This is a genomic window from Clostridium acidisoli DSM 12555, assembly GCF_900176305.1.
Lineage (GTDB): Bacteria > Bacillota > Clostridia > Clostridiales > Clostridiaceae > Clostridium_I > Clostridium_I acidisoli.
Window position 1 is genome coordinate 357088 of the sequence record NZ_FWXH01000003.1, and the last position, 26048, is coordinate 383135.

27 protein-coding genes are annotated in these 26048 nt (G+C 30.0%); all 27 read left to right on the forward strand.

Going from position 1 to position 26048, the window contains the following annotated elements; all coding sequences use genetic code 11:
• The first annotated feature begins 67 nt into the window (after positions 1-67).
• Positions 68-844, forward strand: a complete 777-nt coding sequence (gene codY / locus B8978_RS06820) for a GTP-sensing pleiotropic transcriptional regulator CodY (protein ID WP_084114891.1) — start codon at positions 68-70, stop codon at positions 842-844.
• 178 nt (positions 845-1022) lie between these two features.
• Complete coding sequence (gene rpsB / locus B8978_RS06825) at positions 1023-1724, forward strand: 30S ribosomal protein S2 (protein WP_084114892.1); 702 nt, start codon at positions 1023-1025, stop codon at positions 1722-1724.
• Between the two features lie 70 nt (positions 1725-1794).
• The gene (gene tsf / locus B8978_RS06830) at positions 1795-2718 is read left to right on the forward strand and encodes a translation elongation factor Ts (RefSeq protein ID WP_084114893.1); all 924 of its coding nucleotides are present in this window, start codon (positions 1795-1797) and stop codon (positions 2716-2718) included.
• Positions 2719-2786: 68 nt separating this feature from the next.
• Positions 2787-3497, forward strand: coding sequence for a UMP kinase (gene pyrH, locus B8978_RS06835; protein WP_084114894.1), 711 nt, complete (start codon positions 2787-2789; stop codon positions 3495-3497).
• A 16-nt stretch (positions 3498-3513) separates the two neighbouring features.
• Positions 3514-4071 carry a ribosome recycling factor gene (gene frr / locus B8978_RS06840; RefSeq protein ID WP_084114895.1) on the forward strand — a complete coding sequence of 186 codons (558 nt, stop codon included), beginning with the start codon at positions 3514-3516 and terminating at the stop codon, positions 4069-4071.
• 103 nt (positions 4072-4174) lie between these two features.
• Entirely contained in the window at positions 4175-4948 is a 774-nt protein-coding gene (locus tag B8978_RS06845) for an isoprenyl transferase (RefSeq protein WP_084114896.1), read from the forward strand.
• Positions 4949-4959: 11 nt separating this feature from the next.
• Positions 4960-5799 (forward strand): phosphatidate cytidylyltransferase, encoded by an 840-nt coding sequence (locus B8978_RS06850; RefSeq protein WP_084114897.1) that lies wholly within the window; start codon positions 4960-4962, stop codon positions 5797-5799.
• A gap of 163 nt (positions 5800-5962) precedes the next feature.
• The gene (locus B8978_RS06855) at positions 5963-6922 is read left to right on the forward strand and encodes an AI-2E family transporter (protein WP_278326783.1); all 960 of its coding nucleotides are present in this window, start codon (positions 5963-5965) and stop codon (positions 6920-6922) included.
• A 16-nt stretch (positions 6923-6938) separates the two neighbouring features.
• Positions 6939-8096, forward strand: coding sequence for a 1-deoxy-D-xylulose-5-phosphate reductoisomerase (locus B8978_RS06860; RefSeq protein ID WP_084114899.1), 1158 nt, complete (start codon positions 6939-6941; stop codon positions 8094-8096).
• Positions 8097-8107: 11 nt separating this feature from the next.
• Positions 8108-9118: a M50 family metallopeptidase gene (locus B8978_RS06865; protein ID WP_084114900.1), complete on the forward strand. Its 1011-nt coding sequence runs from the start codon at positions 8108-8110 to the stop codon at positions 9116-9118.
• 12 nt (positions 9119-9130) lie between these two features.
• Positions 9131-10180: a flavodoxin-dependent (E)-4-hydroxy-3-methylbut-2-enyl-diphosphate synthase gene (gene ispG, locus B8978_RS06870; RefSeq protein WP_084114901.1), complete on the forward strand. Its 1050-nt coding sequence runs from the start codon at positions 9131-9133 to the stop codon at positions 10178-10180.
• Between the two features lie 234 nt (positions 10181-10414).
• On the forward strand, positions 10415-10861 hold the full coding sequence (rimP, locus tag B8978_RS06875; RefSeq protein WP_084115107.1) for a ribosome maturation factor RimP: 447 nt from the start codon (positions 10415-10417) through the stop codon (positions 10859-10861).
• Between the two features lie 13 nt (positions 10862-10874).
• Positions 10875-11945 carry a transcription termination factor NusA gene (gene nusA, locus B8978_RS06880; protein WP_084114902.1) on the forward strand — a complete coding sequence of 357 codons (1071 nt, stop codon included), beginning with the start codon at positions 10875-10877 and terminating at the stop codon, positions 11943-11945.
• 12 nt (positions 11946-11957) lie between these two features.
• Complete coding sequence (gene rnpM, locus B8978_RS06885; protein WP_084114903.1) at positions 11958-12224, forward strand: RNase P modulator RnpM; 267 nt, start codon at positions 11958-11960, stop codon at positions 12222-12224.
• On the forward strand, positions 12217-12540 hold the full coding sequence (locus B8978_RS06890) for a ribosomal L7Ae/L30e/S12e/Gadd45 family protein (protein ID WP_084114904.1): 324 nt from the start codon (positions 12217-12219) through the stop codon (positions 12538-12540). Before rnpM ends, B8978_RS06890 begins: the two co-directional genes overlap by 8 nt.
• 5 nt (positions 12541-12545) lie before the next feature.
• Complete coding sequence (infB, locus tag B8978_RS06895) at positions 12546-14639, forward strand: translation initiation factor IF-2 (RefSeq protein ID WP_084114905.1); 2094 nt, start codon at positions 12546-12548, stop codon at positions 14637-14639.
• A gap of 17 nt (positions 14640-14656) precedes the next feature.
• Entirely contained in the window at positions 14657-15019 is a 363-nt protein-coding gene (rbfA, locus tag B8978_RS06900) for a 30S ribosome-binding factor RbfA (protein ID WP_084114906.1), read from the forward strand.
• Complete coding sequence (locus B8978_RS06905) at positions 15012-15971, forward strand: DHH family phosphoesterase (protein ID WP_084114907.1); 960 nt, start codon at positions 15012-15014, stop codon at positions 15969-15971. Before rbfA ends, B8978_RS06905 begins: the two co-directional genes overlap by 8 nt.
• Positions 15971-16843: a tRNA pseudouridine(55) synthase TruB gene (truB, locus tag B8978_RS06910; protein WP_084114908.1), complete on the forward strand. Its 873-nt coding sequence runs from the start codon at positions 15971-15973 to the stop codon at positions 16841-16843. The genes B8978_RS06905 and truB overlap by 1 nt, the downstream gene beginning before the upstream one ends.
• A 12-nt stretch (positions 16844-16855) precedes the next feature.
• Positions 16856-17782 (forward strand): bifunctional riboflavin kinase/FAD synthetase, encoded by a 927-nt coding sequence (locus B8978_RS06915; protein ID WP_084114909.1) that lies wholly within the window; start codon positions 16856-16858, stop codon positions 17780-17782.
• Positions 17783-17914: 132 nt separating this feature from the next.
• Positions 17915-18181, forward strand: coding sequence for a 30S ribosomal protein S15 (gene rpsO / locus B8978_RS06920; RefSeq protein ID WP_084114910.1), 267 nt, complete (start codon positions 17915-17917; stop codon positions 18179-18181).
• A gap of 111 nt (positions 18182-18292) precedes the next feature.
• Entirely contained in the window at positions 18293-20407 is a 2115-nt protein-coding gene (locus tag B8978_RS06925; RefSeq protein ID WP_084114911.1) for a polyribonucleotide nucleotidyltransferase, read from the forward strand.
• 117 nt (positions 20408-20524) lie between these two features.
• Positions 20525-20800, forward strand: coding sequence for a YlmC/YmxH family sporulation protein (locus B8978_RS06930; RefSeq protein ID WP_084114912.1), 276 nt, complete (start codon positions 20525-20527; stop codon positions 20798-20800).
• A 55-nt stretch (positions 20801-20855) separates the two neighbouring features.
• Entirely contained in the window at positions 20856-21554 is a 699-nt protein-coding gene (locus tag B8978_RS06935) for a ClpP family protease (RefSeq protein ID WP_084114913.1), read from the forward strand.
• 67 nt (positions 21555-21621) lie between these two features.
• A complete protein-coding gene (locus tag B8978_RS06940; protein WP_242950499.1) occupies positions 21622-23850 on the forward strand; it encodes a DNA translocase FtsK in 2229 nt (742 codons plus the stop codon).
• Positions 23851-23998: 148 nt separating this feature from the next.
• The gene (rimO, locus tag B8978_RS06945) at positions 23999-25336 is read left to right on the forward strand and encodes a 30S ribosomal protein S12 methylthiotransferase RimO (RefSeq protein ID WP_084114914.1); all 1338 of its coding nucleotides are present in this window, start codon (positions 23999-24001) and stop codon (positions 25334-25336) included.
• Positions 25320-25904 (forward strand): CDP-diacylglycerol--glycerol-3-phosphate 3-phosphatidyltransferase, encoded by a 585-nt coding sequence (gene pgsA, locus B8978_RS06950; protein ID WP_084114915.1) that lies wholly within the window; start codon positions 25320-25322, stop codon positions 25902-25904. Before rimO ends, pgsA begins: the two co-directional genes overlap by 17 nt.
• Positions 25905-26048: the final 144 nt, after the last annotated feature.

The following is a 26048-nucleotide window of genomic DNA, read 5'->3' on the forward strand; positions in this document are numbered from 1 at the left end:
TATTACTCTAAATGTATTATTTTGCTACCTAGTGTAATGATTATGTATTAGTGTAGGAGGAAATTTAATGTCCACTCTATTGAATAAAACAAGGATGCTAAATAAAATATTGCAAAAATCCGGAGCAGAGCCAGTAGTATTTGATGATATTTGCAGTCTTTTAAGCGAAATTTTACAGAGTAATGTATATATAATAAGTAGAAAAGGAAAAATATTAGGGTACAATCTATCTACAGGTTTTGAATGTGATAACTTAAGAAATATTGTTATAGACAACATGAAATTTCCTGATGTGTATAACAATAAACTCATGAGTACGAATGAGACAAGAGATAACTTAAAAAATACTGGAAGTTGTGTTTTTAATGATAACTGTAATTGTGAAATTAGCAATAAAATAACAACTATAGTTCCAATCGTAGGTAACAGAGAAAGACTTGGTACCTTATTATTAGGAAGATTTAATGAAAATTTTACTGATGATGATATGGTGCTTTCTGAATACAGTGCAACTATAGTGGGACTTGAGATACTAAGATCTAAGCAAGTTGAGATTGAAGATGAGGCAAGAAAAAAAGCAGTTGTTCAACTAGCAATAGGAACATTATCTTATTCTGAACTTGAAGCTGTAGAACATATATTTAATGAATTAGATGGTAATGAAGGTTTACTAGTTGCTTCAAAAATTGCGGACAAGGTTGGTATAACAAGAAGTGTTATCGTGAACGCTCTTAGAAAATTTGAGAGTGCAGGGGTTATTGAATCAAGATCGCTTGGAATGAAAGGCACTCATATTAAAATATTAAATGATAAGTTGTTAGACGAGCTTAAAAAAATTAAGTAGTTAGAAGGTATGCAAATTAGCATACCTTTTTATTTTATAAAAAACATGTTGAATATATAAAATTAATATGGTATACTATTGAGGTAAAAATACGCACACTATCCAATTTGTAATTTGGTGCCTAAAGGTCAATTACAAGTATGAAGGTAGTGGAGGAAAAACCAGGGAGGTTTAAATTATGTCAGTTATATCAATGAAACAATTATTAGAAGCTGGTGTTCATTTTGGACATCAAACTAGAAGGTGGAACCCGAAGATGGCTCCATATATTTTCACAGAAAGAAACGGAATTTATATCATCGATTTACAGAAAACAGTTAGAAAAGTTGATGAAGCATATGACTTCATAAAAAGTGTTTCTGAAGAAGGAAAAGATGTATTATTCGTAGGTACAAAAAAACAAGCTCAAGAAGCAATTTCAGAAGAAGCAGTAAGAGCAGGAATGCATTTTGTTAATAATAGATGGCTTGGTGGTATGTTAACAAACTTCAAGACAATAAAGACTAGAATTAAAAGACTTGATGAAATTCAAAAGATGGAAGCAGACGGAGTATTTGAAGTCCTTCCTAAAAAAGAAGTTATAAAACTTAAAAATGAAGAAGAAAAACTTGTTAAAAATCTTGGTGGAATTAGAAACATGGTTCAAGACAAAGTTGGAGCTTTGTTCGTTGTAGATCCAAGAAAAGAAAAAAATGCTATTTCAGAAGCAAAAATTCTTGGAATACCAGTAGTAGCTATAGTAGATACTAACTGCGACCCAGACGAAGTTGACTACGTAATACCAGGAAATGATGATGCTATAAGAGCTGTAAAATTAATTACTGCTAAAATGGCTGATGGTGTTATAGAAGGAAGACAAGGCGAACAACTAGCTGAATAATATCAAAAAATAAAATGAAGAAGTTTACTTCTTCATTTCTTATAGTATAAAAATGAACGGAGGAATAAATATGATTTCCGCAAGTATGGTTAAAGAATTAAGAGATAGAACAGGTGCAGCAATGATGGCTTGTAAAAAGGCTTTATCAGAAACTGACGGTGATATGGATAAGGCAATTGAAGTATTAAGAGAAAAAGGATTAGCAGCAGCAGCTAAAAAAGCTGGAAGAATTGCAGCTGAAGGATTAGTTGTTACATATGTTAGTGAAGATGGAAAGTTAGGTGCAGTTGCTGAAGTTAACTGTGAAACAGATTTCGTATCAGCAAATGAAGAATTTTCTACTTTAGCAACAAATGTAGCAAAAATGGTAGCACTTAGCAAAGTAAATACAGTTGAAGAATTAGTAGCTGAAAAGTATATAGCTGATGAAAGTGTTACACTTAAAGATGTTCTTACAGGTTTAATATCTAAACTTGGAGAAAACATGAATGTTAGAAGATTTGCAAGATATAATGCTGAAGATGGAGTAGTTCAAAGCTACGTACATGGCGGCGGAAGAATTGGAGTTTTAGTTGAACTTGCTTCAAAAGTACAAAGCCCAGTAGTTAGTGAACTTGCAAAGGATATATGCATGCAAATTGCAGCGGCAAATCCATTGTTCTTAAATGAAGATCAAGTTGATCAAGAAGCTTTAAATAAAGAAAGAGAAATATATAGAGTTCAAGCTTTAAATGAAGGAAAACCTGAAAAAATTGTTGATAAAATGGTTGAAGGTAGAATAAAAAAATATCTTAAAGAAGTTTGCCTTGTTGATCAAGTTTGGGTAAAAAATTCAGACTTAACTATTTCAAAACTACTTCAGGAAAAATCAAAAGAAGTAGGTTCACCGATTACTATAGTTTCTTTCTCTAGATTTGAAAGAGGAGAAGGTATAGAAAAAGTAGAGGAAAATTTTGCTGAAGAAGTTCAAAGACAAATGCAGCAGGGAAAATAGTAAAGATAAGAGAACACTGCGTGTTCTCTTTTTTTAAAGTAATATACTTATTGGAGGTATAATTTATTATGAAAAATACGAAATATAAAAGGATAATGCTAAAATTATCTGGTGAATCCCTAGCTGGTGAAAATGGATATGGTATTGATTTTAACGTAACTAAGAGGGTAGCAGAAGAAATAAAAGAAATAGTTGACATGGGCATAGAAGTTGGTGCAGTAGTTGGTGGAGGAAATATATGGCGAGGTAGACAAGGGCAAGATATGGATAGAACAACTGCAGATTATATGGGTATGCTTGCAACTTGTATAAATGCTATGGCACTTCAAGATTCATTGGAAAGCATAGGAGTATATACTAGAGTTCAAACAGCTATAGAAATGAAACAAATTGCAGAACCATTTATTAGAAGAAGAGCCATGAGGCATTTAGAAAAAGGCAGAGTTGTAATTTTTGGCGCTGGAACTGGTAATCCGTATTTTTCTACAGATACCACTGCTGCACTTAGAGCAGCAGAAATAGAAGCTGATGTAATATTACTTGCAAAAAAAGTTGATGGAGTTTACGACAAGGACCCTCATAAATTTGCTGATGCTGTTAAATTTGACAACCTTAATTATATGGATGTGCTTGAAAAGGGTCTACAAGTTATGGATTCTACAGCTACTTCACTTTGTATGGATAATGAAATTCCAATTTTAGTATTTGGACTTGATGCTCCAGGAAATATTCGTAAAGCTGTGTTAGGTGAAAAAATAGGTACTTTAGTATCAAAATAAATTTAGGAGGATTTTTATGTTAAAAGATGTTATGACTAATGCTGAAGATAAAATGAATAAAACTGTTTCTGTCTTAAAAAGAGATCTTTCGTCTATGAAGGCTGGTAGAGCAAATCCTTCAATTCTTGATAGACTTGAAGCTGAGTATTATGGAACTCCAACACCCTTGAACCAACTTGCTAATATATCGTCACCTGAACCAAGAGTTTTATTAATTCAACCTTATGATAAAACTTCAGTAAAGGCTATTGAAAAATCAATTCTTACATCAGATTTAGGTTTAAATCCTTCAAATGATGGATCTGTTATAAGACTTGTTATTCCTGAGCTTACAGAAGAAACAAGAAAAAATATTGTGAAAAATGTTAAAAAAGCTGGTGAAGAAGCTAAGGTTGCAGTGAGAGCAATAAGAAGAGATGCAAACGATAAGGTTAAAACTTTAAAAAAGGATAATGAAATTACAGAAGACGAAGTTAAAAAATCAGAAGAAGATATACAGAAAAAAACAGATAGTTTTATAAAGGAAATAGATAAAATTTTAGAAGAAAAAGAAAAAGAAATATTATCTATATAAAGTTGTTTATTATTTTATTTAATATGATTGAGTTAAAAAACCTGCTTGTATGCAGGTTTTGTTATAATTTATAATTTGAATATTAAATATGGGGGTGGCTTAAATGTGGAAATTTACAACTTCAAAAAATTTAAATCCTGACTCAGATGAAATGATTTTAGACACTGAAAACATTCCTAAACACATTGCAATTATAATGGATGGAAATGGACGATGGGCAAAGTCTAGAAAACTTCCAAGATCTATGGGACATAAGGCAGGAGTAGAAGTTATTAATAAGATAGTGAAAGCCTCAAGTGATATAGGTGTTAAATACTTAACTTTGTATGCGTTTTCTACTGAAAATTGGCAAAGACCTAAAGATGAAGTTAGTGCATTAATGAGACTTTTAGTTGAATATATGAGGAAAGAATTAAATAATCTTAATAAAAATAATGTTAAGATACAAACTATAGGTGACATATCTAAATTTCCTCAAATATGCATAGATGTTCTTGAAGATTCAAAATTGAAAACAAAAGATAACACTGGTTTGGTTTTAAATTTGGCCTTAAATTATGGCGGGAGAGCTGAGATTTTAGGTGCCTTTAAAAACATTTTTAATGATTATGAAAATGGACGTTTAACTAAAGAATATATAGCGAACTTAACGGAAGAAAATTTTAATAAATATACATACACTGCTGGAATTCCTGACCCAGATATTATAATAAGGCCAAGCGGAGAACAAAGATTAAGTAATTTTTTATTATGGCAGTGTGCATATTCAGAATTTTGGTACAGTGATATACTTTGGCCAGATTTTACAGTAGACCACCTTTATAAAGCAATATTTGATTATCAAAAGAGAGATAGAAGATTTGGCAAAGTAAAGTAGAGGTGTAAATAATGAATAAAAGATATATTGGTGCGGTAATTTTAATGCCCCTAGTAATATTTTTGCTTTTAGGAGGAATATACTTACAAGCATTGACTTTAATATTGTCATTGTTTGGAATGTATGAATTTTATAAAGTAATAAGAAATGAAAAAATTAATCCAATTAGTATTGTTGGATACATTTTGTGTATTATATATTACATAATTCTTAGTAATAATTTAGAGTTCAAATATATTATGTTTATATTTACGGTTGCGGTTTTTATAATGTTTTGTATACCAACATTAAATACAAAATATAACTTTATAGATATTTCGGTAACTATGCTTGGTTTTATATATGTAGCAATGTTTTTTAGCTTTATAGTTTTAGTAAATCTAAAAACTGTTACAATTTCAAATCACCAAATAGCTATAGGAAAATATTTTGTTTGGCTTATTTTTATAGCTTCCTGGATGTGTGATACTACAGCATATTACTCAGGACGGTATTTAGGAAAACATAAACTATGCCCAAAGGTAAGTCCTAAAAAAACGGTTGAAGGTTCACTTGGTGGATTAATTGGAAGCATATTATCTTGTTTGTTATTTGGATACATAATTAATACATACGTTAGTGACATAAATCTGCTTCATATAAATTTAGTTCATTATGCAGTAATAGGTCTTTTGTGTGGGGTGTTTTCACAATTTGGAGATTTAGCTGCATCTTCAATAAAAAGATATGTTAAAGTTAAAGATTATAGCAACTTGATTCCCGGACATGGAGGAATACTTGATAGATTTGACAGTATATTGTTTTCAGGTGTTATAGTATATTATTATGTAAGTTTTATTTTAAATATGTAAAATTTCATAATAGTGTATTTAGGTTTGAAGTAGGTTAACTCAAAATAATAAATTGCAAACAATTTATTATTTTGAGTTAACCTCTTTTTTATATTAATAAATAATATATTATTAAATTTTATTGAATATAATGTAACAAAGCAATAGTAGAAAGGAATAAATATTGTATAAAAAAATAATAGAATGTTTTTTACTCCTAATCTTTTTTATAGCAATTGATTTGCTTATAAGAAATTATTTTAGCCCATTTTTTACAATAATTATTTTGCTCTTATTGGCACTACCTATATTTAAATTTTTATGTAAATATAACATATTTAATATTAATATAAATGCAATAATAACAATTATACTAATAAATTTAATTATATTTATCATTATAGTTTATGGTAGTAGTGTGATTTTTATAAAAATTAAACATATAGTCTTGATAATTTTCAGCAATTTAAGCATAGGAAATATAGACAAGCAATTTAAAATAGCCAATTATTTTCAAATAGAGGATATACTTGAAAAGTCTAAGGGTTATATTTTAGATATATTAAATTTCAACAATATGCAAAAAGGTGCATTTTTTACAACGGATTTAGTAATTTCATATTTTGTTGCTAACGTATCGCTTTACTTTATTTTAGTAGATAATTGTGCTATAGTAAAATGTGTCAAAACTTATATATCAGAAAAGAAATTACTATTAATAAAGAAAAAATTTAGAGAGATTAAGAAAATAGTTTTAATCGAAACGTTATTGGTTTTAAGCACTACTGTGCAAACAATTTTTGGATTTATTATATTGGAAATAAATAGTGGCATATTTTTAGGAATATTATGTGGGGTTTTGGATATATTACCTTATGTTGGAACCTTAATTGTTTTTTTACCTTTAGTAATATATAATATATATTTGAAAAAATATATTATAGCTATAGGACTAACTTTTTTATATATTTTACTTCAATTAAACAGACAAATCATGGAAGCAAAGTTTATGAGCATAAATCTAAAAATACATCCACTACTGATGCTTATTTCTTTATATATAGGTAGTAAAATTTTTGGACTTCCAGGTCTTATAATAGGACCAATTTATTTGCTTATAGTTAAAGAAATTATTATTTCATAAGTTAGGAGAGATATATTTGAAAAATATTTCTATTTTAGGGGCTACTGGGTCCATAGGTACTCAAACCTTAGATGTAATTAGGAAAGAAAAAGAACGATTTAAATTAATAGCAGTTACTGCAAATACAAGTTATCTAAAAATAATAGATATAATTAATGAATTTAAACCAAAATTAGTTGGAATGATGGATGAAGATGCATATAAAAAAGTTAAAAATTACTGTTTTGAAAAACAAATAGACATGGAGATTTTATGTGGAATAGAAGGTTTAAATAGAGCGGCTACTATGGAAGAGGTCCAAATTGTAGTTACATCTGTAGTTGGAATGATAGGACTTATACCTACTATCAATGCAATTAGAGCAAAAAAAGACATTGCACTTGCGAACAAAGAAACACTTGTAGTTGGTGGAGAAATAGTAATGAAAGAAGCAATCAAGGCTGAAGTTAACATTCTTCCTGTAGATTCAGAGCATGGAGCAATATTTCAATGTCTTCAAGGAAATAAAAATAATAAAATATCAAATTTATTGGTTACAGCGTCGGGAGGTCCTTTTAGAGGAAAACATAAAAGTGAACTTATTGATATAAAACCCGAAGATGCTTTAAAACATCCTAAATGGAATATGGGTAAAAAGATATCTATAGATTCAGCTACACTTATGAACAAGGGACTTGAGGTGATAGAAGCACATTGGCTATTTAACATGCCATTTGAAAACATTAAAGTTGTGATTCACCCGCAAAGTATAATCCACTCTATGGTAGAATATTCAGATGGAAGTGTGATTTCCCAGATGGCTAGCACGGACATGAGGCTCCCTATACAATATGCCCTTAATTTTCCTAGTAGAAGCGAAAGAATAGTAGAAGCAATAGATTTTTTTTCAATAGGAAATTTAACCTTTGAAAAACCTGATATGGAAAGCTTTGGGTGCTTAAAACTAGCATATGAGATTGGAGAAATGGGTGGAAATATGCCAACGGTTTTAAATGCTGCAAATGAGATAGCCGTGGAATTATTTTTACAAAATAAAATAACTTTTTTGCAGATTGAAGATATTATTAGAGAAGCTACTGAAAAATTCACCTATATTAGAGATATAGATTTAGACATTATTTTAGATACGGATAAAAGAGTTAGAGAATATGTTAAAAACAAATATGATTTATAGGAGGGTTACTTTTGTATATTTTAGCAGCTATAATTGCTTTTGGTGTTTTGATTTTAATTCATGAACTGGGTCACTTTATATTGGCAAAATTAAATGGTGTAAAAGTAGAAGAATTCGCAATTGGAATGGGACCTAAACTTGCGTCTATTAGTGGTAAGGAAACTCAATATTCCATAAGAATATTGCCTATTGGTGGATATGTAAAGATGCTAGGTGATGAAGAATCTAGTGATGATCCAAGAGCTTTTAATAATAAATCACCAGTAAGAAGATTAAGTATAGTAATTGCAGGACCTTTAATGAATCTTATATTGGCAATTTGTATATACATAGTAATTGGAATGATGGCGGGTATTGAACTTCCAGTAGTAAATTCCGTTGTAAAAGGAAGTCCTGCTGAGAAGATAGGAATTCAAAAAGGTAGTGAACTATACAAAATTAATGGAGCAAGAATTTTAACGTGGGATGATTTTGTTGTTTATGTAAGCCTTGCAAAAGATAAACCAATAAATCTTTCCATTAAAAATGATGGCGTAGTTAAAGATTACAATATAAAACCTATGAAGAATAAGGAAACAGGCACATATATGGTAGGTGTTGGTGGTAAAGTACTTACATCACCAAACATATTTCAATCTATAGAGTATGGATTTAAACAGACTCTAACAATGGTAAGAGAGTCATTTCTCAGTTATAAACTATTGTTTACTCGTCAGGCGTCTCTTAATGATGTGGGAGGTCCAGTTACAATAGTAAAATTAACGAGAAAGGCAGCCATGGCAGGTTTAGTTCCATATTTAAATGTACTGGCATTATTAAGTGCTTCAATTGGAATACTTAATCTAGTTCCTTTTCCGGCACTTGATGGAAGTTATGTACTTGTATGTTTATATGAGATAATATCAGGCAAAAAGGCAAATGAAAACAAAATAGGAATAATTAATACTATTGGATTTACTATTCTAATGGCATTTATGATTTTAATAATTTTTAAAGATATAGTATATCCCATAAATTTTTAAGAGGTGTTTCTTATGGAAAGAAAAAAAACTAGAAATGTAAAGGTTGGAAGCATATGTTTAGGAGGTAGCAATAAGATAGCTGTTCAATCTATGACAAATACAGACACAAGAGATGTAGAAGCTACAGTAAATCAAATATTAAAACTTGAAGAGTCGGGTTGCGATATTGTGAGATGTGCAGTACCGGATGAAGAGGCAAGCATGGCTATAAAGGATATTGTTGAACGTGTCCACATACCTGTTGTAGCTGATATTCATTTCGATTATAGATTAGCCTTAAACTCTATAAAAAGTGGAATTTCTGCACTTAGAATAAACCCGGGTAATATTGGAAATATAGAAAAAGTAAAGATAGTAGCTAATGCTGCAAAAGAAAAAAAAATACCTATTAGGATAGGGGTAAATTCTGGTTCACTACAAAAAGATATTTTAAATAAATATGGCAGGGTTTGTGCTGATGCATTAGTGGAAAGTGCTTTAGAACATGTTAAGATATTAGAGGATTTAGATTTTTATGATATAGTGATATCAATAAAGTCCTCGGATGTTATTATGATGATAGAAAGTTATAGAAAAATTTCAAAGTTAGTTGATTATCCACTTCATCTAGGTGTAACAGAAGCAGGCACTGTTTGGAGAGGAAGTATAAAATCTAGTGTTGGAATTGGTACATTACTTTGTGAAGGTATTGGAGATACAATTCGTGTATCTCTTACAGGAGATCCTGTTGAAGAAATTAAAGTTGGAAAAGAAATTTTAAAGTCAATTGGCCTTTTATCAGAAGGTATAGAATTTGTATCTTGTCCAACCTGTGGTAGAACACAAATAGACCTTATAAGTATTGCAAAAGAGGTAGAAAATAGACTTAGTGGATCTAAAAAAAATATTAAGGTAGCAATAATGGGGTGTGTGGTTAACGGTCCTGGGGAAGCAAGGGAAGCTGATATTGGAATTGCAGGTGGAAAAGGCGAAGGACTTATCTTTAAAAAAGGTAAAATAATAAAAAAAGTTAAAGAAGAAAATCTTGTTGAAGAACTTATAAATGAAATAAATAACATTTAGATTGAAGTTTCAAATTATGTAATATTAACTTTACCTTGAAATAAAGGTTTTATTGTGTTAAAATTAATAAAGATATAAATTTACCGGTGATTTTTGCAAAAGAGTGGGTTCAGAACCCGCTCTTTCTGTTTCTTAAGCGCAACAATAGTTGCGTTTTTACATTAGTGTAAATATATTAGTGGAAATTGTTAAAACTATTGAGTGAGGAGGGATTTGAAAGTGAGTGAACAAACTTTGATTAATGAATTGATAGATCTGTTAAAGCCAATAGTGTTAGAACTCCATTATGAATTTTATAATTTAGAATTTGTTAATGAAGACGGTGAGAATTATCTTAGAATCTATATAGATAATGAAAAGGGAATAGATTTAAGTGATTGTGAAAAAGTAAGCAGGAAGATAAGCGAAACTTTAGATAAAGTTGATCCAATCGAAGTGTCATATTATTTGGAAGTATCATCACCAGGTATTTTTAGGCAGCTTTTTACAGATGAACATTTAAATAAAAATATTGATTCTAAAGTTAGCGTTACCTTAAAAGAAGACTACAATGGAAAAAATAAATATATAGGAAAACTTAAGAGTTTTACTGAAACAAATATTATCATAGACTTTAAAAATAGAGATTTATCTATCCCTAGAAATATCGTAGATAAGGTAAATTTGGAAGGGAAAGCATAGGGGGTTATTAAAAATGAATGAGGAATTTATTGGCGCTTTAAGAGAAATAGTAAAAGAAAAAGGTATAAGTGAGGAAATGCTATTTTCTACCATTGAAGACGCGCTTGTGGCTGCATATAAAAAAAATTATGCTAAAATAGCTGATAATGCTCATAATGTTAAGGTTACAATGAATAGAGAAAATGGAGATATTCATGTTTATGCTCAAAAATCAGTAGTGGAAACAGTATTTGATGATATAAATGAGATATCTTTAGAAGAATCTAAGGAGTTTGACCCAAGATATGAAGTGGGCGATTTAGTAGACATAGAGGTTACGCCAAAAAGTTTTGGAAGAGTTGCAGCACAATCAGCAAAACAAGTTGTTGTTCAAAGAATCAAAGAGGCTGAGAGAAGTATTGTATATAATGAATTTTCAGAAAAAGAATTTGATATTATAACAGGAACTGTTATAAGAAAAGATAAAGGAAACGTTCTTATAGACCTTGGAAAAACAGAAGCGGTACTTGGTGCAGCTGAACAAATACCAGGTGAAGATTATATATATAACACAAAAATCAAACTTTACATTGTAGAAGTTAAAAACACTACCAAAGGAGCACAAGTATTAGTTTCTAGAACTCACCCTGGTCTTGTAAAAAGGCTTTTTGAACTTGAAGTTCCAGAAATATATGAAGGTGTAGTTGAAATAAAATCAATATCAAGAGAAGCAGGTTCAAGAACAAAGATTGCTGTTTATTCTTTAGATGAAAATGTGGATCCTATGGGAGCCTGTGTTGGACCTAAAGGTTCAAGAGTACAAAACATAGTAAATGAACTAAAAAAAGAAAAAATTGATATAATTAAATGGAGTAAGCTACCAGAAGAATATATTGCAAATGCATTAAGCCCTGCTAAAGTATTAGATGTCACTATAGATGAAGAAAATAAACGTGCTTCAGTAGTAGTTGAGGAAGGACAGCTTTCGCTTGCAATAGGAAAAGAAGGTCAAAACGTAAGATTAGCTGCTAAATTAACTGGATGGAAAATTGATATAAAAAGCGAATCTCAAGCTGAAAGTTTAAAAAAATCTATTGAGGAATAGGGGTGTTCTGTGATGAAAGTAAAAAAAATACCTCAGAGAATGTGTACTGGATGCATGGAAATGAAACCTAAAAAAGAGCTTATAAGAGTAGTAAAGAATAAGGAAGGTCAAGTTTCTGTTGACTTTACTGGCAAAAAACCAGGAAGAGGCGCCTATATATGCAAGGACATAGAATGTCTTGAAAAGGCAATAAAAACTAGAAGACTTTCAAAAAATCTTGAAATAAATATAAGCGATGAAGTCTATGAGAACTTAAAGGATGAAATCACTAATGAATAACGATAGATTTTTAAAATTTCTAGGACTTACCAAAAGAGCAGGAAAGCTAAAAGAAGGTTATAATAAATGTGAAGAAACACTTAAACTTGGTTATGTGAAATTGATTATAATGTCTTTAGATGCTTCTTTAAATACAAAAGATAAATTTAATACATATTGTAAGAGATATGGAACTTGCATGATAGAGGATTTTTCAAAAGAGGAACTTGGTAAGGCACTAGGAAGAGAAGAAATAAATCTTGTATGTGTGACTGATGATAGAATGAGTAAGAAACTTTTAGAGTTATGGAATGAAAAAAATAATAATCGGGGGTGAACGATTTGTCAAAAATACGAGTACATGAATTGGCAAAAGAACTAGATATATCTAGTAAGGATTTAATAAATTTACTATTAGAAGAATTTGATATAGAAGTAAAAAATCACATGAGTACTATTGACGATGAGGATGCTGAATTAATAAAAGAATTTTTTGCAGATAATGAAAAGGACCAAATTATTGCAAATGTAACTAATAAGAAGGAAGACATTGTAGAAGTATATGAAGAAATATTAAATGAGAGTGTAGCAAAAGAAAAGAAATCTAAGAAAAATAAAAACAAAACAGCTAGTGAAGATAATAATGCAGATGCTTCAGAAGAGAATGAAAGTACAAATGATGTTATTGAAATGAATGACACAATAACTGTTAAAGCACTTTCTGATAAATTAGGAAAATCTACAGTTGAAGTTATAAAAGAACTTATGTTTATGGGAGTTATGGCAGCAATCAACCAAGAGTTGGATTTTGAAACAGCAAGGAAATTAGGAGAAAAATTTGAGGTAGATGTAATTCATCAAGAGGACAACAATGATAATGAATTTGCCGAAATAGATAACGAGGAAATAGATGATAAGCTATTAAAAAAGAGACCACCAGTTGTAACTGTAATGGGTCATGTTGATCATGGTAAAACTTCATTACTAGATTCAATTAGAAAAGCAAGTGTTACAGAAACAGAAGCTGGAGGAATAACTCAACATATTGGTGCGTATGTTGTAAATATTAATGGAGAAAGTATTACATTTTTAGATACTCCAGGACATGAAGCTTTTACTGCTATGAGAGCAAGAGGAGCTGAAATAACAGACGTTGTTGTTCTAGTAGTAGCAGCAGATGATGGTATAATGCCTCAAACAGAAGAAGCTATAAATCACTGTAAAGCAGCAGGGGTACCAATTATTGTGGCAATAAATAAAATTGATAAACCAGGTGCCAACATAGATAGAGTTAAACAAGAACTTACAGAGCATGGTCTTGTATCTGAAGATTGGGGTGGAGACACAGTTTGTGTACCAGTTTCAGCTAAGACTAAAGAAGGTATAGATAGCTTACTTGAAATGATAGTGTTAACTTCTGAAATACAAGAATTAAAGGCAGACTCAACAAGAAAAGCTAAGGGTGCGGTAATTGAATCTAAGCTTGATAAAGGAAGAGGAGCTGTTGCATCATTACTAGTTCAAAATGGTACACTTCACACAGGTGATTCAATATTAGTTGGTTCAACTTATGGAAGAATAAGAGCTATGTTTGATGATAAAGGAAAGAAGATAAAAGTTGCAGGACCTTCTATACCAGTTGAGATATTAGGACTTTCAGAAGTTCCATCAGCAGGTGATAAATTTAACGTTGTTAAAGATGAAAAAACTGCAAGAGATATGGCAGAAAAGAGAAAACAAAAATTAAGAACTTCATATTTGAATGCCAATCATAAAGTATCATTAGAAGATTTATACAGCCAAATTCAAGAAGGTAAAGTTAAGGAATTAAATATTATTATAAAAGCGGATGTTCAAGGATCTATAGAAGCTTTAAGAAATTCTCTTGAAAAACTTTCAACAGATTCAGTTAAAGTAAGAGTTATTCATGGTGCTGTTGGAGCAATAACAGAAACAGATGTTACACTTGCTAGTGCATCAAATGCTGTTATAATTGGATTTAACGTAAGACCAGACAACAATGCTTCTGCAGCAGCAGAAAAAGAAGCAGTTGAAATGAAGACTTACAGAATAATATACAACGCAATTGATGATGTAAAGGCTGCTATGTTAGGTATGCTTGATCCTGAATTTAAAGAAGTAATAGTAGGAAAAGTAGAAATAAGGCAGGTATACAAGGTATCAAGTATAGGAACTGTTGCAGGTTGTTATGTATTAGAAGGTAAAATAACAAGAAACAGCAGTATCAGAGTAATTAGAGACGGAATTGTAATATTAGAAGGAAATCTTGGATCTTTAAAGAGATTTAAAGATGATGCTAAAGAAGTTGCAACAGGATATGAATGCGGACTTACAATAGAAAAATTTAATGACATCAAAGAGGGCGATATTCTAGAAGTATTTGCTATGGAAGAAATAAAACCTAAAGAATTATAGTATAAAGAGGTGGGTTTATGGTTAAATATAGAGGCGGAAGAATCAATGAAGAGGTAAGAAAAGTAGTTAGTAACATCATACAAAATGAAATAAAAGATCCTAGACTTAATACACTTATAAGTGTTACTAGGGTTGAAGTTACTAAGGACCTTGGATATGCTAAAGTGTTCGTAAGTATATTAGGTACAAAAGAAGAAAAGGAAGAAAACCTTAAGATACTTAAAAAAAGTGCTGGTTTCATAAGACGTGGAGTTGGGAGAGAAGTAAAACTAAGAATAACTCCAGAAATTTTAATAGAGTTAGATAACTCTATTGAACAAGGCATGCATATTGATTCCATCCTTCATAAGATAAAAGAATCGGGTGAAAAGAATGATTAATGAAATAATACAAATGATCATGAAAAGTAATAAAATTGGAATTACTTTTCATGAATCTCCAGATGGAGATTCTCTTGGTAGTTCACTTGCACTTTTAAATGCATTAAGATCTATAAACAAAATTGCATATATAATTTGCAAAGAGAAAATACCAGAGACATTTGTTTTTCTTCCATTAAGTGAGGAAATAGATGGTGAATGTAGTGAAATATCAGAAGACACAGATTGTCTAATTACTTTAGACTGTGGGAATGTAGCGAGACTAAACTGTAATGCAGATTTTAATAATAGAAATTTTAAAATCATTAATATGGATCACCACTTATCAAATGACAAATTTGGAGACCTTAATTATGTTGATACAACATCAGCTTCAGTTGGTGAGATTATGTATAAACTTATTAATGAAATGAATATTGAAATAGATGATAATATTGCTACATGTATTTATACATCTATACTTACTGATACAGGATCTTTTAGACATTCAAATACAACATATTATACACATGAAATAGTAAGTAATTTAATTAAGGATACAGGTTTTGATTTTAGTTCCATTCATAGAAAAATATTTGATAACAAAAAGCTTGCTATGATTAAATTACAAGGATTAATAATAGATGAACTTTATTTAATAAATAATGGCAGGCTTTGTGTTATGAAACTTACACAAAATATGTTAGAAAAAGTTAAACTAGAAGAATGCAATAGTGCAGAGCTCATTTCTATTGGACTTAAAATTTCAGGTGTAGAAGCTGCAATTTTGATTAAGGAAAAAGACAATGTAGTAAAAGTTAGTTTAAGATCAAAAGAATACGTTGATGTAAGAAAAATAGCTGAAAAGTATGGCGGTGGTGGGCATATAAGAGCTGCCGGACTAAAAATGGAGGCTTCAATTGATGAAGCAGAAAAATTGTTAATAAAAGATTTTGAAGAAGAGTTGATCTAATGGATGGAATAATTAATATATATAAACCTGAGGGCATATCCTCTTTTGATGTTGTAAGAAACATAAGAAAACTATCTGGAATTAAAAAAGTTGGGCATACAGGCACCCTTGACCCCATGGCAAAGGGTGTTTTGCCAATATGTCTTGGAAAATCAACTAAAATTGTAGATTATATAATGAAGGATTTCAAGATATATAAGGCGGTTTTAAAATTAGGTGAAGTAAGTGATACTTATGACAGAGAGGGAAAAATAATTCAAAGTAGCAAAGTTGATGTAGATGAAAATGAGATTATAAGTGTTATAAATTCATTTATTGGAGAAATTGATCAAGTACCTCCAATGTATTCTGCACTAAAGGTAAATGGAAAGCGCCTTTATGAGCTTGCAAGACAAGGCATAGAAATAGAAAGACAAAGTAGAAAAATAAATATATATGACATAATTATAGAAGAAATAAATATACCTTATGTTACTTTTGAAGTAAAATGTTCAAAAGGTACTTATATTAGAAGCCTTTGTTATGATATAGGTGAAAAACTTAATTGTGGAGCTTTAATGTGGGACTTAGAAAGGGTGGCTACAGGTAAGTTTACAAAGGAAAATGCTATTAGGCTAGAAGACCTGAGCACAGATAATTTAGAAAAAAATTTAATTCCAATGGACAAAGCACTACATATGTATGATAAAATATACTTTGAAGAAGATGCTGAAAAGTTATTAGTAAATGGAGTCAACATAAAAGATAAAACTTTTATTGCCGACATAAAAACAGATATTATATATAGAGTGTATCTTAAAAATGATAAATTTATTGGATTAGGCATGAAAAATGAATTTGGATTTAAAATAATTAAATTACTGTTAGTTTAGGAGTACAATGTTATGGTTATAAATGATAATTTTAATATTAAATTAAAGGATAAAACTTTTATTGCGCTAGGAAGTTTCGATGGTCTACACTTAGGACATTTGGCTTTAATTAATAAGGCAATTGAACTCGCAAAGATAAATAATGTTAAAAGTATGGTAAATACATTTGTAAATCATCCATTATCTATTATTGATAACACTAAAGTACCTAAGCTTATAATGTCAAACGAGACAAAAATTGAAATTCTAGAGGATATAGGAATTGATATAATAAACTTTATGACTTTTGATGAAAATTTTAAAGACATGTCTCCAGAGGATTATATTCTTAACCTCATAAATCATTATAATGCAATTGGCTTTGTTGTTGGATTTAACCATAGATTTGGAAGTAAAAATAAAGGTGATGTTGAACTTTTAAAAGAGCTTAGCATTAAATATAATTTTAATCTTCATATAGTGGAACCTGTAAAATATAGTGATGAAACAATTAGTAGTACAAGGATAAGAGAAAAAATTGCAAGTGGAAATGTTGAATGTGGTAATAAAATGCTTTTTAGACCATTTATGCTAAATGGGAAAGTTGTTGAAGGAAAAAAAATAGGCAGCACTGTTCTTGGTTTTCCAACTGCTAATTTAGAATACAATGACAAATTTATATTGCCAAGGCAAGGCGTATACTATTCTGGGGTAAAATATAAAAATAAATTGTATAAAGGAATAACAAGCATAGGTACAAATCCAACTATTGAAGGTATAAATAAACTAACTATAGAAACATATATTCTAGATTTTAATCTTAATATATATGGGGAAACTATAGAGTTGTATTTTTTTAATAGAATAAGAGGCATGATTAAATTTAATTCATTAGGTGAATTAATTGCTCAAATGGAAAAAGATAAAAATTTTGCAAAAGAGCAAAATTTAGAAATCTAACTTGATTATTGCAAAAAATGATTTACAAGTAAATTTACTTTTGTTATAATTATATGCGAGATCCTTATCCTAAGATTATCGACTAACCGACGATATTCTTGGAATATGGGGATAATATTTTGGAGGTGCGAAATGGATAGAGAAACAAAGGACAGAATCATTAAGGAAAATGCTACACATGAAGGAGATACTGGTTCACCAGAAGTTCAAATAGCATTATTAACAGAAAGAATTAATCACTTAAATCAGGATCACTTTAATGTTCATAAAAAAGATCATCATTCAAAAAGAGGTCTTATTATGATGGTAGGTAGAAGAAGAGGACTTTTGAACTACTTAATGAAAGAAGATATCGAAAGATATCGTGCTATTGTTAAAAAACTTGGATTAAGAAAGTAATTATTGGAGCGGTTTAATACCGCTCTATTATTTTACTAAATGTTATTTTACATATAAACAATAATATTTTACAATAATATAATTGAAATTAATTTTGAGGAGGTAAGATGAATGAACAATGTACTAGAAACTGAGATAGCTGGAAGAAAACTTAAAATCGAACTCGGTAATATAGGAATGCTTTCAAATTGTGCTATGTTTATAAGCTATGGTGAAACTGTAATATTAGTAAATGTTAATGCGTCACAATCACCTAGAGCTGGTATCGATTTCTTCCCATTAAGTGTCGAATATGAAGAAAGGTTGTACTCAGTAGGTAAAATACCTGGTGGCTTCATAAAAAGAGAAGGTAGAGCGTCTGAAAAAGCAATACTTCATGCAAGAGCAATAGATAGACCATTAAGACCACTTTTTCCAAAGGGATATAGAAATGATGTTCAAATTGTTTGTACAATAGTATCTGTAGAACAAGACAATGCACCAGATATTCTTGCTATGAATGGAGCATCTATGGCATTATGTCTTTCAAGTATACCTTTTAGCATACCAGTTGGAACAGTTGCAGTAGGACTAATTGATGATGAATTTATAATAAATCCTACTGAAGAACAAAGAAAAGTAAGTTCTTTAAATTTAACTGTATGTGCTACAAAAGAAAGAATAATGATGATTGAAGCTGGTGGAGATGAAATACCAGAAGACGTTATGATAAAGGCAATAGATTTTGGCTTTAATGCTTGTCAAAAAATTGTTGAATTCCAAGAAGAAGCTATGAAGAAATTTGGCAAAGAAAAAGATATACCAGAATTGCACGTAGTTGATGAGGAAGTAGAAAAAGATGTTAAAGCTTTTGCTTTTGATATGCTAAAAGAAGCTATGTATATTACTGATAGAGATAAGAGAAATGAAGTCTTAAAAGATATAAATAATAAGATAAAAGAAGAATTTGGTGAAAAATATCCAGACAGTTCAGCTGACATAGGCGATATAGTTTATGGTATTCAGAAAAAAGTTGTAAGGAACATGCTTTTAAATGAGGGAAGAAGACCAGATGGCAGAGGATTTAAAGAAATTAGAAAAATAAGCTGTGATGTTGGAATTTTACCTAGAACACATGGAACTGGATTATTTACAAGAGGATTAACTCAAGTAATGACTGTTGCAACAATTGGTGCATTAGGAGATGTACAAATTCTTGATGGACTTGGAACAGAGGAATCTAAGAGATATATGCATCATTATAATTTCCCAGCATATTCAACTGGAGAAGTTAAACCATTAAGAGGACCAGGAAGAAGAGAGATAGGTCATGGAGCTTTAGCAGAAAAAGCACTTGAACCATTAATACCTTCTGAAGAGGAATTCCCATATACAATAAGACTTGTATCAGAAGTTCTAAGCTCAAATGGATCAACTTCACAGGCAAGTGTATGTGGAAGCACATTGGCATTACTTGATGCAGGAGTTCCAATAAAAAGACCAGCAGCAGGAATAGCTATGGGACTTATCACAAGTGAAGACTTATCAGAAGAAGAAGTAATTACTGATATTCAAGGACTTGAAGATTTCTTTGGTGATATGGACTTTAAAGTTGCAGGAACTACTGAAGGAATAACTTCTATTCAAGTTGATACAAAAATACATGGACTTTCAAAAAACTGTGTTGAAAAAGCAATAACTGGCGCAAGAGTTGCTAGACTTAGTATACTTGAAAAGATTAATGCTTGTATTAGTGCTCCAAGAGAAGAAATGTCTCAGTATGCACCTAGGGTTTACAAAATACACATTGATCCTGAAAAAATTAGAGATGTAATTGGTGCTGGTGGTAAAACTATTAATAAAATAATAGCGGAGACTGGAGTTAAAATTGACATTAAAGAAGATGGAACAGTTTTTGTTATGTCAAGTGAAAGTGAAAGCGCTAAAAAAGCCCTTAAAATAATAGATGATTTGACAAGAGAAATTAAACCAGGAGAAATATATCTAGGTAAAGTAACAAAAACAACTAATTTTGGTGCTTTTGTTGAAATAATTACTGGAAAAGAAGGTTTGGTTCATATTTCTAAGCTTGATGTAAATAGAGTTAATAAAGTTGAAGATATTGTTTCTGTAGGAGATGAAATATTAGTAAAAGTTACTGATATTGATAACCAAGGCAGAATTAATCTTTCTAGAAAAGATGCAATTAAGGACTCAGAAGAAAAGCAAGATGAAACTGAAAAGTAACTAAAATAGAAGGGCATTTGCCTTTTTATTTTTTTATTATCTATTTTATTGTAATTACTTATAGAAAATAATCATATGTATTATATATGATTATTATTTTATTTTGGGGTGATTAATGTGGAAGATAATATAAAACTTTATAGTGAGATAGAAAAATATGAAATTATTAATATAAATGATGGTGAGAAGTATTCAATTGTTTCAAATAATGATATAATAATAGACGAAAATGGAAATATGAAATTATTAGTATTAAATGAAAACTATTCAGGGGTAAGTTTTTTTAAGAGAAGTAATTTCTCAGAGGTACCATGGGACTACGTAAAAAAAATCGGTACAAAAACAGTAATAATAGATATAGATGAAAGTGAAATAAAAAAAAATAATTTGTAATATGTATAAAAATCCGCCTAATTGAACAAAATAATGTAATTAGGAGGGGATATTTATGACAAAATCAAAAAGCAAAAAAGAGGAAATAAAAAATTCAGATAAAGATACAGATGATAGCTTGGAAAATGGGTTACCTGATTTACCAGAAGATAATGAAAATGATAGAATATATGTATTGCCAATTATAGGTCAAATAGAAGGTCATACAAATCTTCCACCACAAAGTAAAACCACCAAATATGAGCACGTTATACCTCAACTAGTTGCAGTAGAGAAAAGCAAAACAGTGGAGGGATTAATTATAATTTTGAATACTATTGGTGGAGATGTGGAAGCGGGTCTTGCTATTGCTGAAATGATAAGCAGTTTAAGTAAGCCAACAGTTTCACTTGTTATAGGAGGAGGACACTCTATAGGGGTTCCACTTGCAACAGCTGCCGATTACTCATTTATATCTCCAAGTGCAACAATGATACTTCATCCTATAAGAATGAATGGTTTAATAATTGGAGTATCTCAAACCTTTCAATATTTTAATAAAATGCAACAGAGGATAATTGAATTTATAACTAGAACTTCAAATATTGATGAAAAAACTTTTAAAAGGTTAATGGTAGAAACGGATGAATTATTAAATGATATGGGAACTATACTTATTGGTAAGCAGGCTGTTAACTATGGATTGATAGATGAAGTCGGAGGAATAAAAGAGGCCTTGGATAAACTGGAACAGATGATTCAAAAAAAACCATAGGAAATCCTATGGTTATTATATTTATATAAATATTATCTTAAGAAGAATACCATGGGGGTGAGATGTTTTGCAAAAAAGGCGGACGAACAAAAAAGATAAAGAGTCTATAAAATCAACCTTGTATTGTGATATAGCAGGAGTAGTTATGTTATGTTTGGGCTTTTTTACATTTTTCAGCCTCTTCTTTACAAATACAAGTGGAATTTTAGGAAAAGGTATGAGAAAATTATTATTTACAGTAATAGGATTAGGCGCATATTTATTTCCATTCATAATTATAATAGTGGGAATATCTTATATAATAAAAAAAGGGAATATAGAATTTAGTAGAAAATTTTATGGAATAATGCTATTAATAATAAATAGCTTAATGCTTATTACATTTATAAATTTAAATAAATACTATGTTAGTGGACAAGTACTAGATGGTATAAATAAAATATATACTTCTGATAATACATTTCATGGAGGTATAATATGCTATTTAATTGATATACCAATATTAAATTTATTAGGAAAAGGAAGTTTTGTATTATTCGTTTGTATATATTTAGTATCTTTCATACTTATATCTAGAAAGTCTTTAAGAGATATTTTTGTCTTAGTATTCAATAGATATAAGCCCATTCCAAAAGATGTAGATCAGAAGGAAAATACAAAGGTAATAAAAGATGATGGAGAAAAATTTATAAAAGATACTGTAAGTAAAATAAAAATTTTAGATTTTATGAAAAATGACGGAGATATTACTAATAAGACAAATGATAATACAGAAATAAAAATAAAAGATAGTAATGATAATGATGAAACAAAAGATAATATAAGTAAACAATTGGAAAAAGAAATAGAAAATAACTCAAGTGCCAATATAGCTGGTGAGTATTCTTTTCCTAAAGTTGAACTTTTGAATGAAAACAATTTAAATAAACTAAAAAAGAGTGATAAAAAAGATTTATTAATTAGTGCTACTAAATTAACAGACACTTTAAACAGTTTTGGTGTGGAGGCAAAGGTAGTTCAAGTTACTAAAGGACCATCAGTAACAAGGTTTGAGTTGCAGCCAAGTGCAGGGGTTAAAGTAAGCAAAATAGTTAATTTATCAGACGATATAGCTTTAAATTTGGCAGCATCAGGTGTACGTATCGAGGCACCTATACCTGGAAAATCAGCAGTAGGAATAGAAGTTCCTAATAAAGAACTAACACCAGTGTATATGAGAGAAGTAATCGAATCAGAAAAATTCTTTAATTCTAAGGCTAAACTTGCATTTTGCCTTGGAAAGGATATAGGTGGGAACTGTGTGGTATCAGATTTAAGTAAAATGCCACATGTACTTATTGCTGGAGCTACTGGATCAGGAAAAAGTGTATGTATAAATACTTTAATATTGAGTTTGTTATACAAATATAATCCTGAAGAAGTTAAATTACTTATGATTGATCCAAAAGTTGTTGAATTAAATATCTATAATGGTATACCGCATCTTTTGATTCCTGTTGTTACAGAACCTAAAAAAGCAGCTGGAGCCTTAAGCTGGGCTGTAAATGAGATGACTAAACGTTATAAGATATTTGCAGATAACAATGTAAGAAATATTGAGGGCTATAATGAGCTGTTTAATAAAGGAAAAGTAGAAAGCAAATTGCCTTGTATTGTTATAATAATAGATGAGTTAGCAGATCTTATGATTGTATGTCCTAATGATGTAGAAGATTACATAGGAAGACTTGCTCAAATGGCAAGAGCTGCAGGTATGCATCTTGTAATTGCAACTCAAAGACCATCCGTTGATGTTATTACTGGGGTAATTAAAGCAAATATACCATCAAGAATCTCATTTGCAGTTTCAAGTCAAATAGATTCTAGGACTATATTAGACAGTTCTGGAGCTGAAAAGCTTCTTGGAAAGGGTGATATGCTTTTTTATCCTGTAGGAGAGTCTAAACCAATGAGAATACAGGGTGCTTTTGTTTCAGAAGAAGAGGTTGAAAAAGTTGTAGGTTTTATTAAAGATCAAACTTCTAGCACAAACTATAAAGAAGATATTATTGAAGAAATAAACAATAGCTCTTTAGGAAATAAAGATGGAGATGAAGATGAACTTTTAAATGAAGCTATAAAAATAGTAGTTGAAGCAAATCAAGCATCCACTTCATTAATACAAAGAAGGCTTCGTATTGGTTATAATAGAGCAGCTAGGATTATGGAACAATTAGAAGAAAAGAATATTATATCTAAGCGAGATGGAAGTAAACCTAGAAATATATTAGTAGATAAGAGTGAAATAGAGCTATAGAAAAATTTGAAGGCAATATATGTAATAAAATTTATCTTGTGAAATTGTATTTTTAGTTATATTATTATTAATAGCATATTTAAAAAGGTTACACAACATAGCAAAGTATATTATAGCTATGTAGCTAAAGAGATACAGGAGGTTTGACGTGAATAAACTAAAATTTGGAGTTGTAAGCCTAGGGTGTGACAAGAATAGGATTGATACAGAAACTATACTTGGCAAAGTAAAGAACAATTTTGAAATTGTTAATGACCCAAAACTTGCGGATATAATAATGGTAAATACTTGTGGATTTATAGAAGCTTCAAAACAAGAATCCATAGACACTATCTTAGAAATGGCGGAATATAAAAATAAATACAATTGCAAAATGCTTATTGGTACAGGATGTTTAACTCAAAGATATGGGGACGAACTTTTGGGATTGATGCCAGAACTAGATGCCATTTTAGGAGTAAATGACTATGAAAAGTTGGGTTCAGTTATTGAAAACTTTTTTAATAAAGGTGATAAGCAGATCTTATGCAATTTTAGTGATGAAAATATAAATGAAGGAGAAAGAGTAATAACAACAGGTACATTTAGTGCATATGTTAGGATTTCAGAAGGTTGTAATAATTTCTGTACATATTGTATAATACCTAAAATCAGAGGAAAATACAGAAGCAGACATATTGAAGATATAGTAAATGAATGTAAATCTCTTGCAGATCAAGGTATAAAAGAAATCATTTTAGTTGCACAGGACACCACAAAATATGGTGTTGATATTTATAATAAAAAAACTCTTCCAAAACTTCTTAGGGAAATATCAAAGATTAAATCCATTGAATGGATAAGACTTCTTTATTGTTATCCAGAGGAGATTACAGATGAATTAATAGATGAAATATACACCAATGATAAAATATGCAAATATATAGATATGCCAATACAGCATATAAGTAACAGTATACTAAGAAGAATGAAGAGAAGAACAGAAAAAGAAGAAATAATTAAGAATATATATAAAATAAAACAAAAAATTAAAGACATAACAATTAGAACATCATTAATAGTAGGTTTTCCAGGGGAAACAAAAGCAGATTTTGATGAACTTAAAGAATTTATAAAACTTATTAAGTTTGATAAACTTGGTGTTTTTAAGTATTCAAGAGAAGAGGATACTGAGGCCTATGACATGCCAAACCAAATCGATGAAAGTGTTAAGGAAGAAAGATTTAACGATTTAATGATTTTACAACAAGAAATATCAAAAAATATCAACAAGGGAAAAATTGAAAACATATATAAGGTAATTGTAGAAGGAAAAAATGATGAGTTTTGGTATGGAAGAAGTTTTGAGATTGCACCTGAAATAGATGGTGAAATATTTTTCAAGTGTGATAAAATAATAGACATAGGTAGTTATGTGAATGTTAAGATTATAGACAGTCTAGAATATGATTTAATAGGGGTTGTATGCGATGAATCTTGCGAATAAACTTACATTAATAAGAATAATATTAGTTCCCGTATTTTTAATTTTTATAGCAGTAAAAAGCATACCATATGGTAGCGTTATTGCCACAGTGGTATTTATTATAGCTGCACTTACAGATAAGTTAGATGGTTATATTGCTAGAAGCAGAAATCAAATAACTAGGTTTGGAAAGCTTATGGATCCTCTAGCAGATAAACTTTTAGTATCAGCAGCTTTGGTTTCATTAGTTGAGTTTCACATACTAAGCAGCTGGATTGCTATTATAATTATTGCTAGGGAATTTGCAGTAACTGGGCTTAGATCAATAGCGGCTGCAGAAGGAATTGTACTTGCTGCAAGTAAGTGGGGAAAATTAAAAACAGTCATACAAATAATTGCTATTTTGTTAGCACTTCTAAAATTAAACTTTAGAAGTATAAAGGTTTTGCATCATGCGTTGCCGATTAATGTATTTATGAATTTCAAAATAACATCAAATGTTGTAATGTATATTGCTGTAATAGTAACTATATTATCTGGTGTAGATTATTTTGTTAAAAACAAAGAAGTAATACGTTCAGACAGATGAATAAAAATTAATAAGGTGGACATAATTCACAAATGAAGTTCCTGTTTTTGGCAGGAACTTCATTTATAGTATTGACCAATAGAAAAAAGTGATATATAATTAATACAGAACAAACGTTCGACAATATGAAAGGTTGGTGAACCC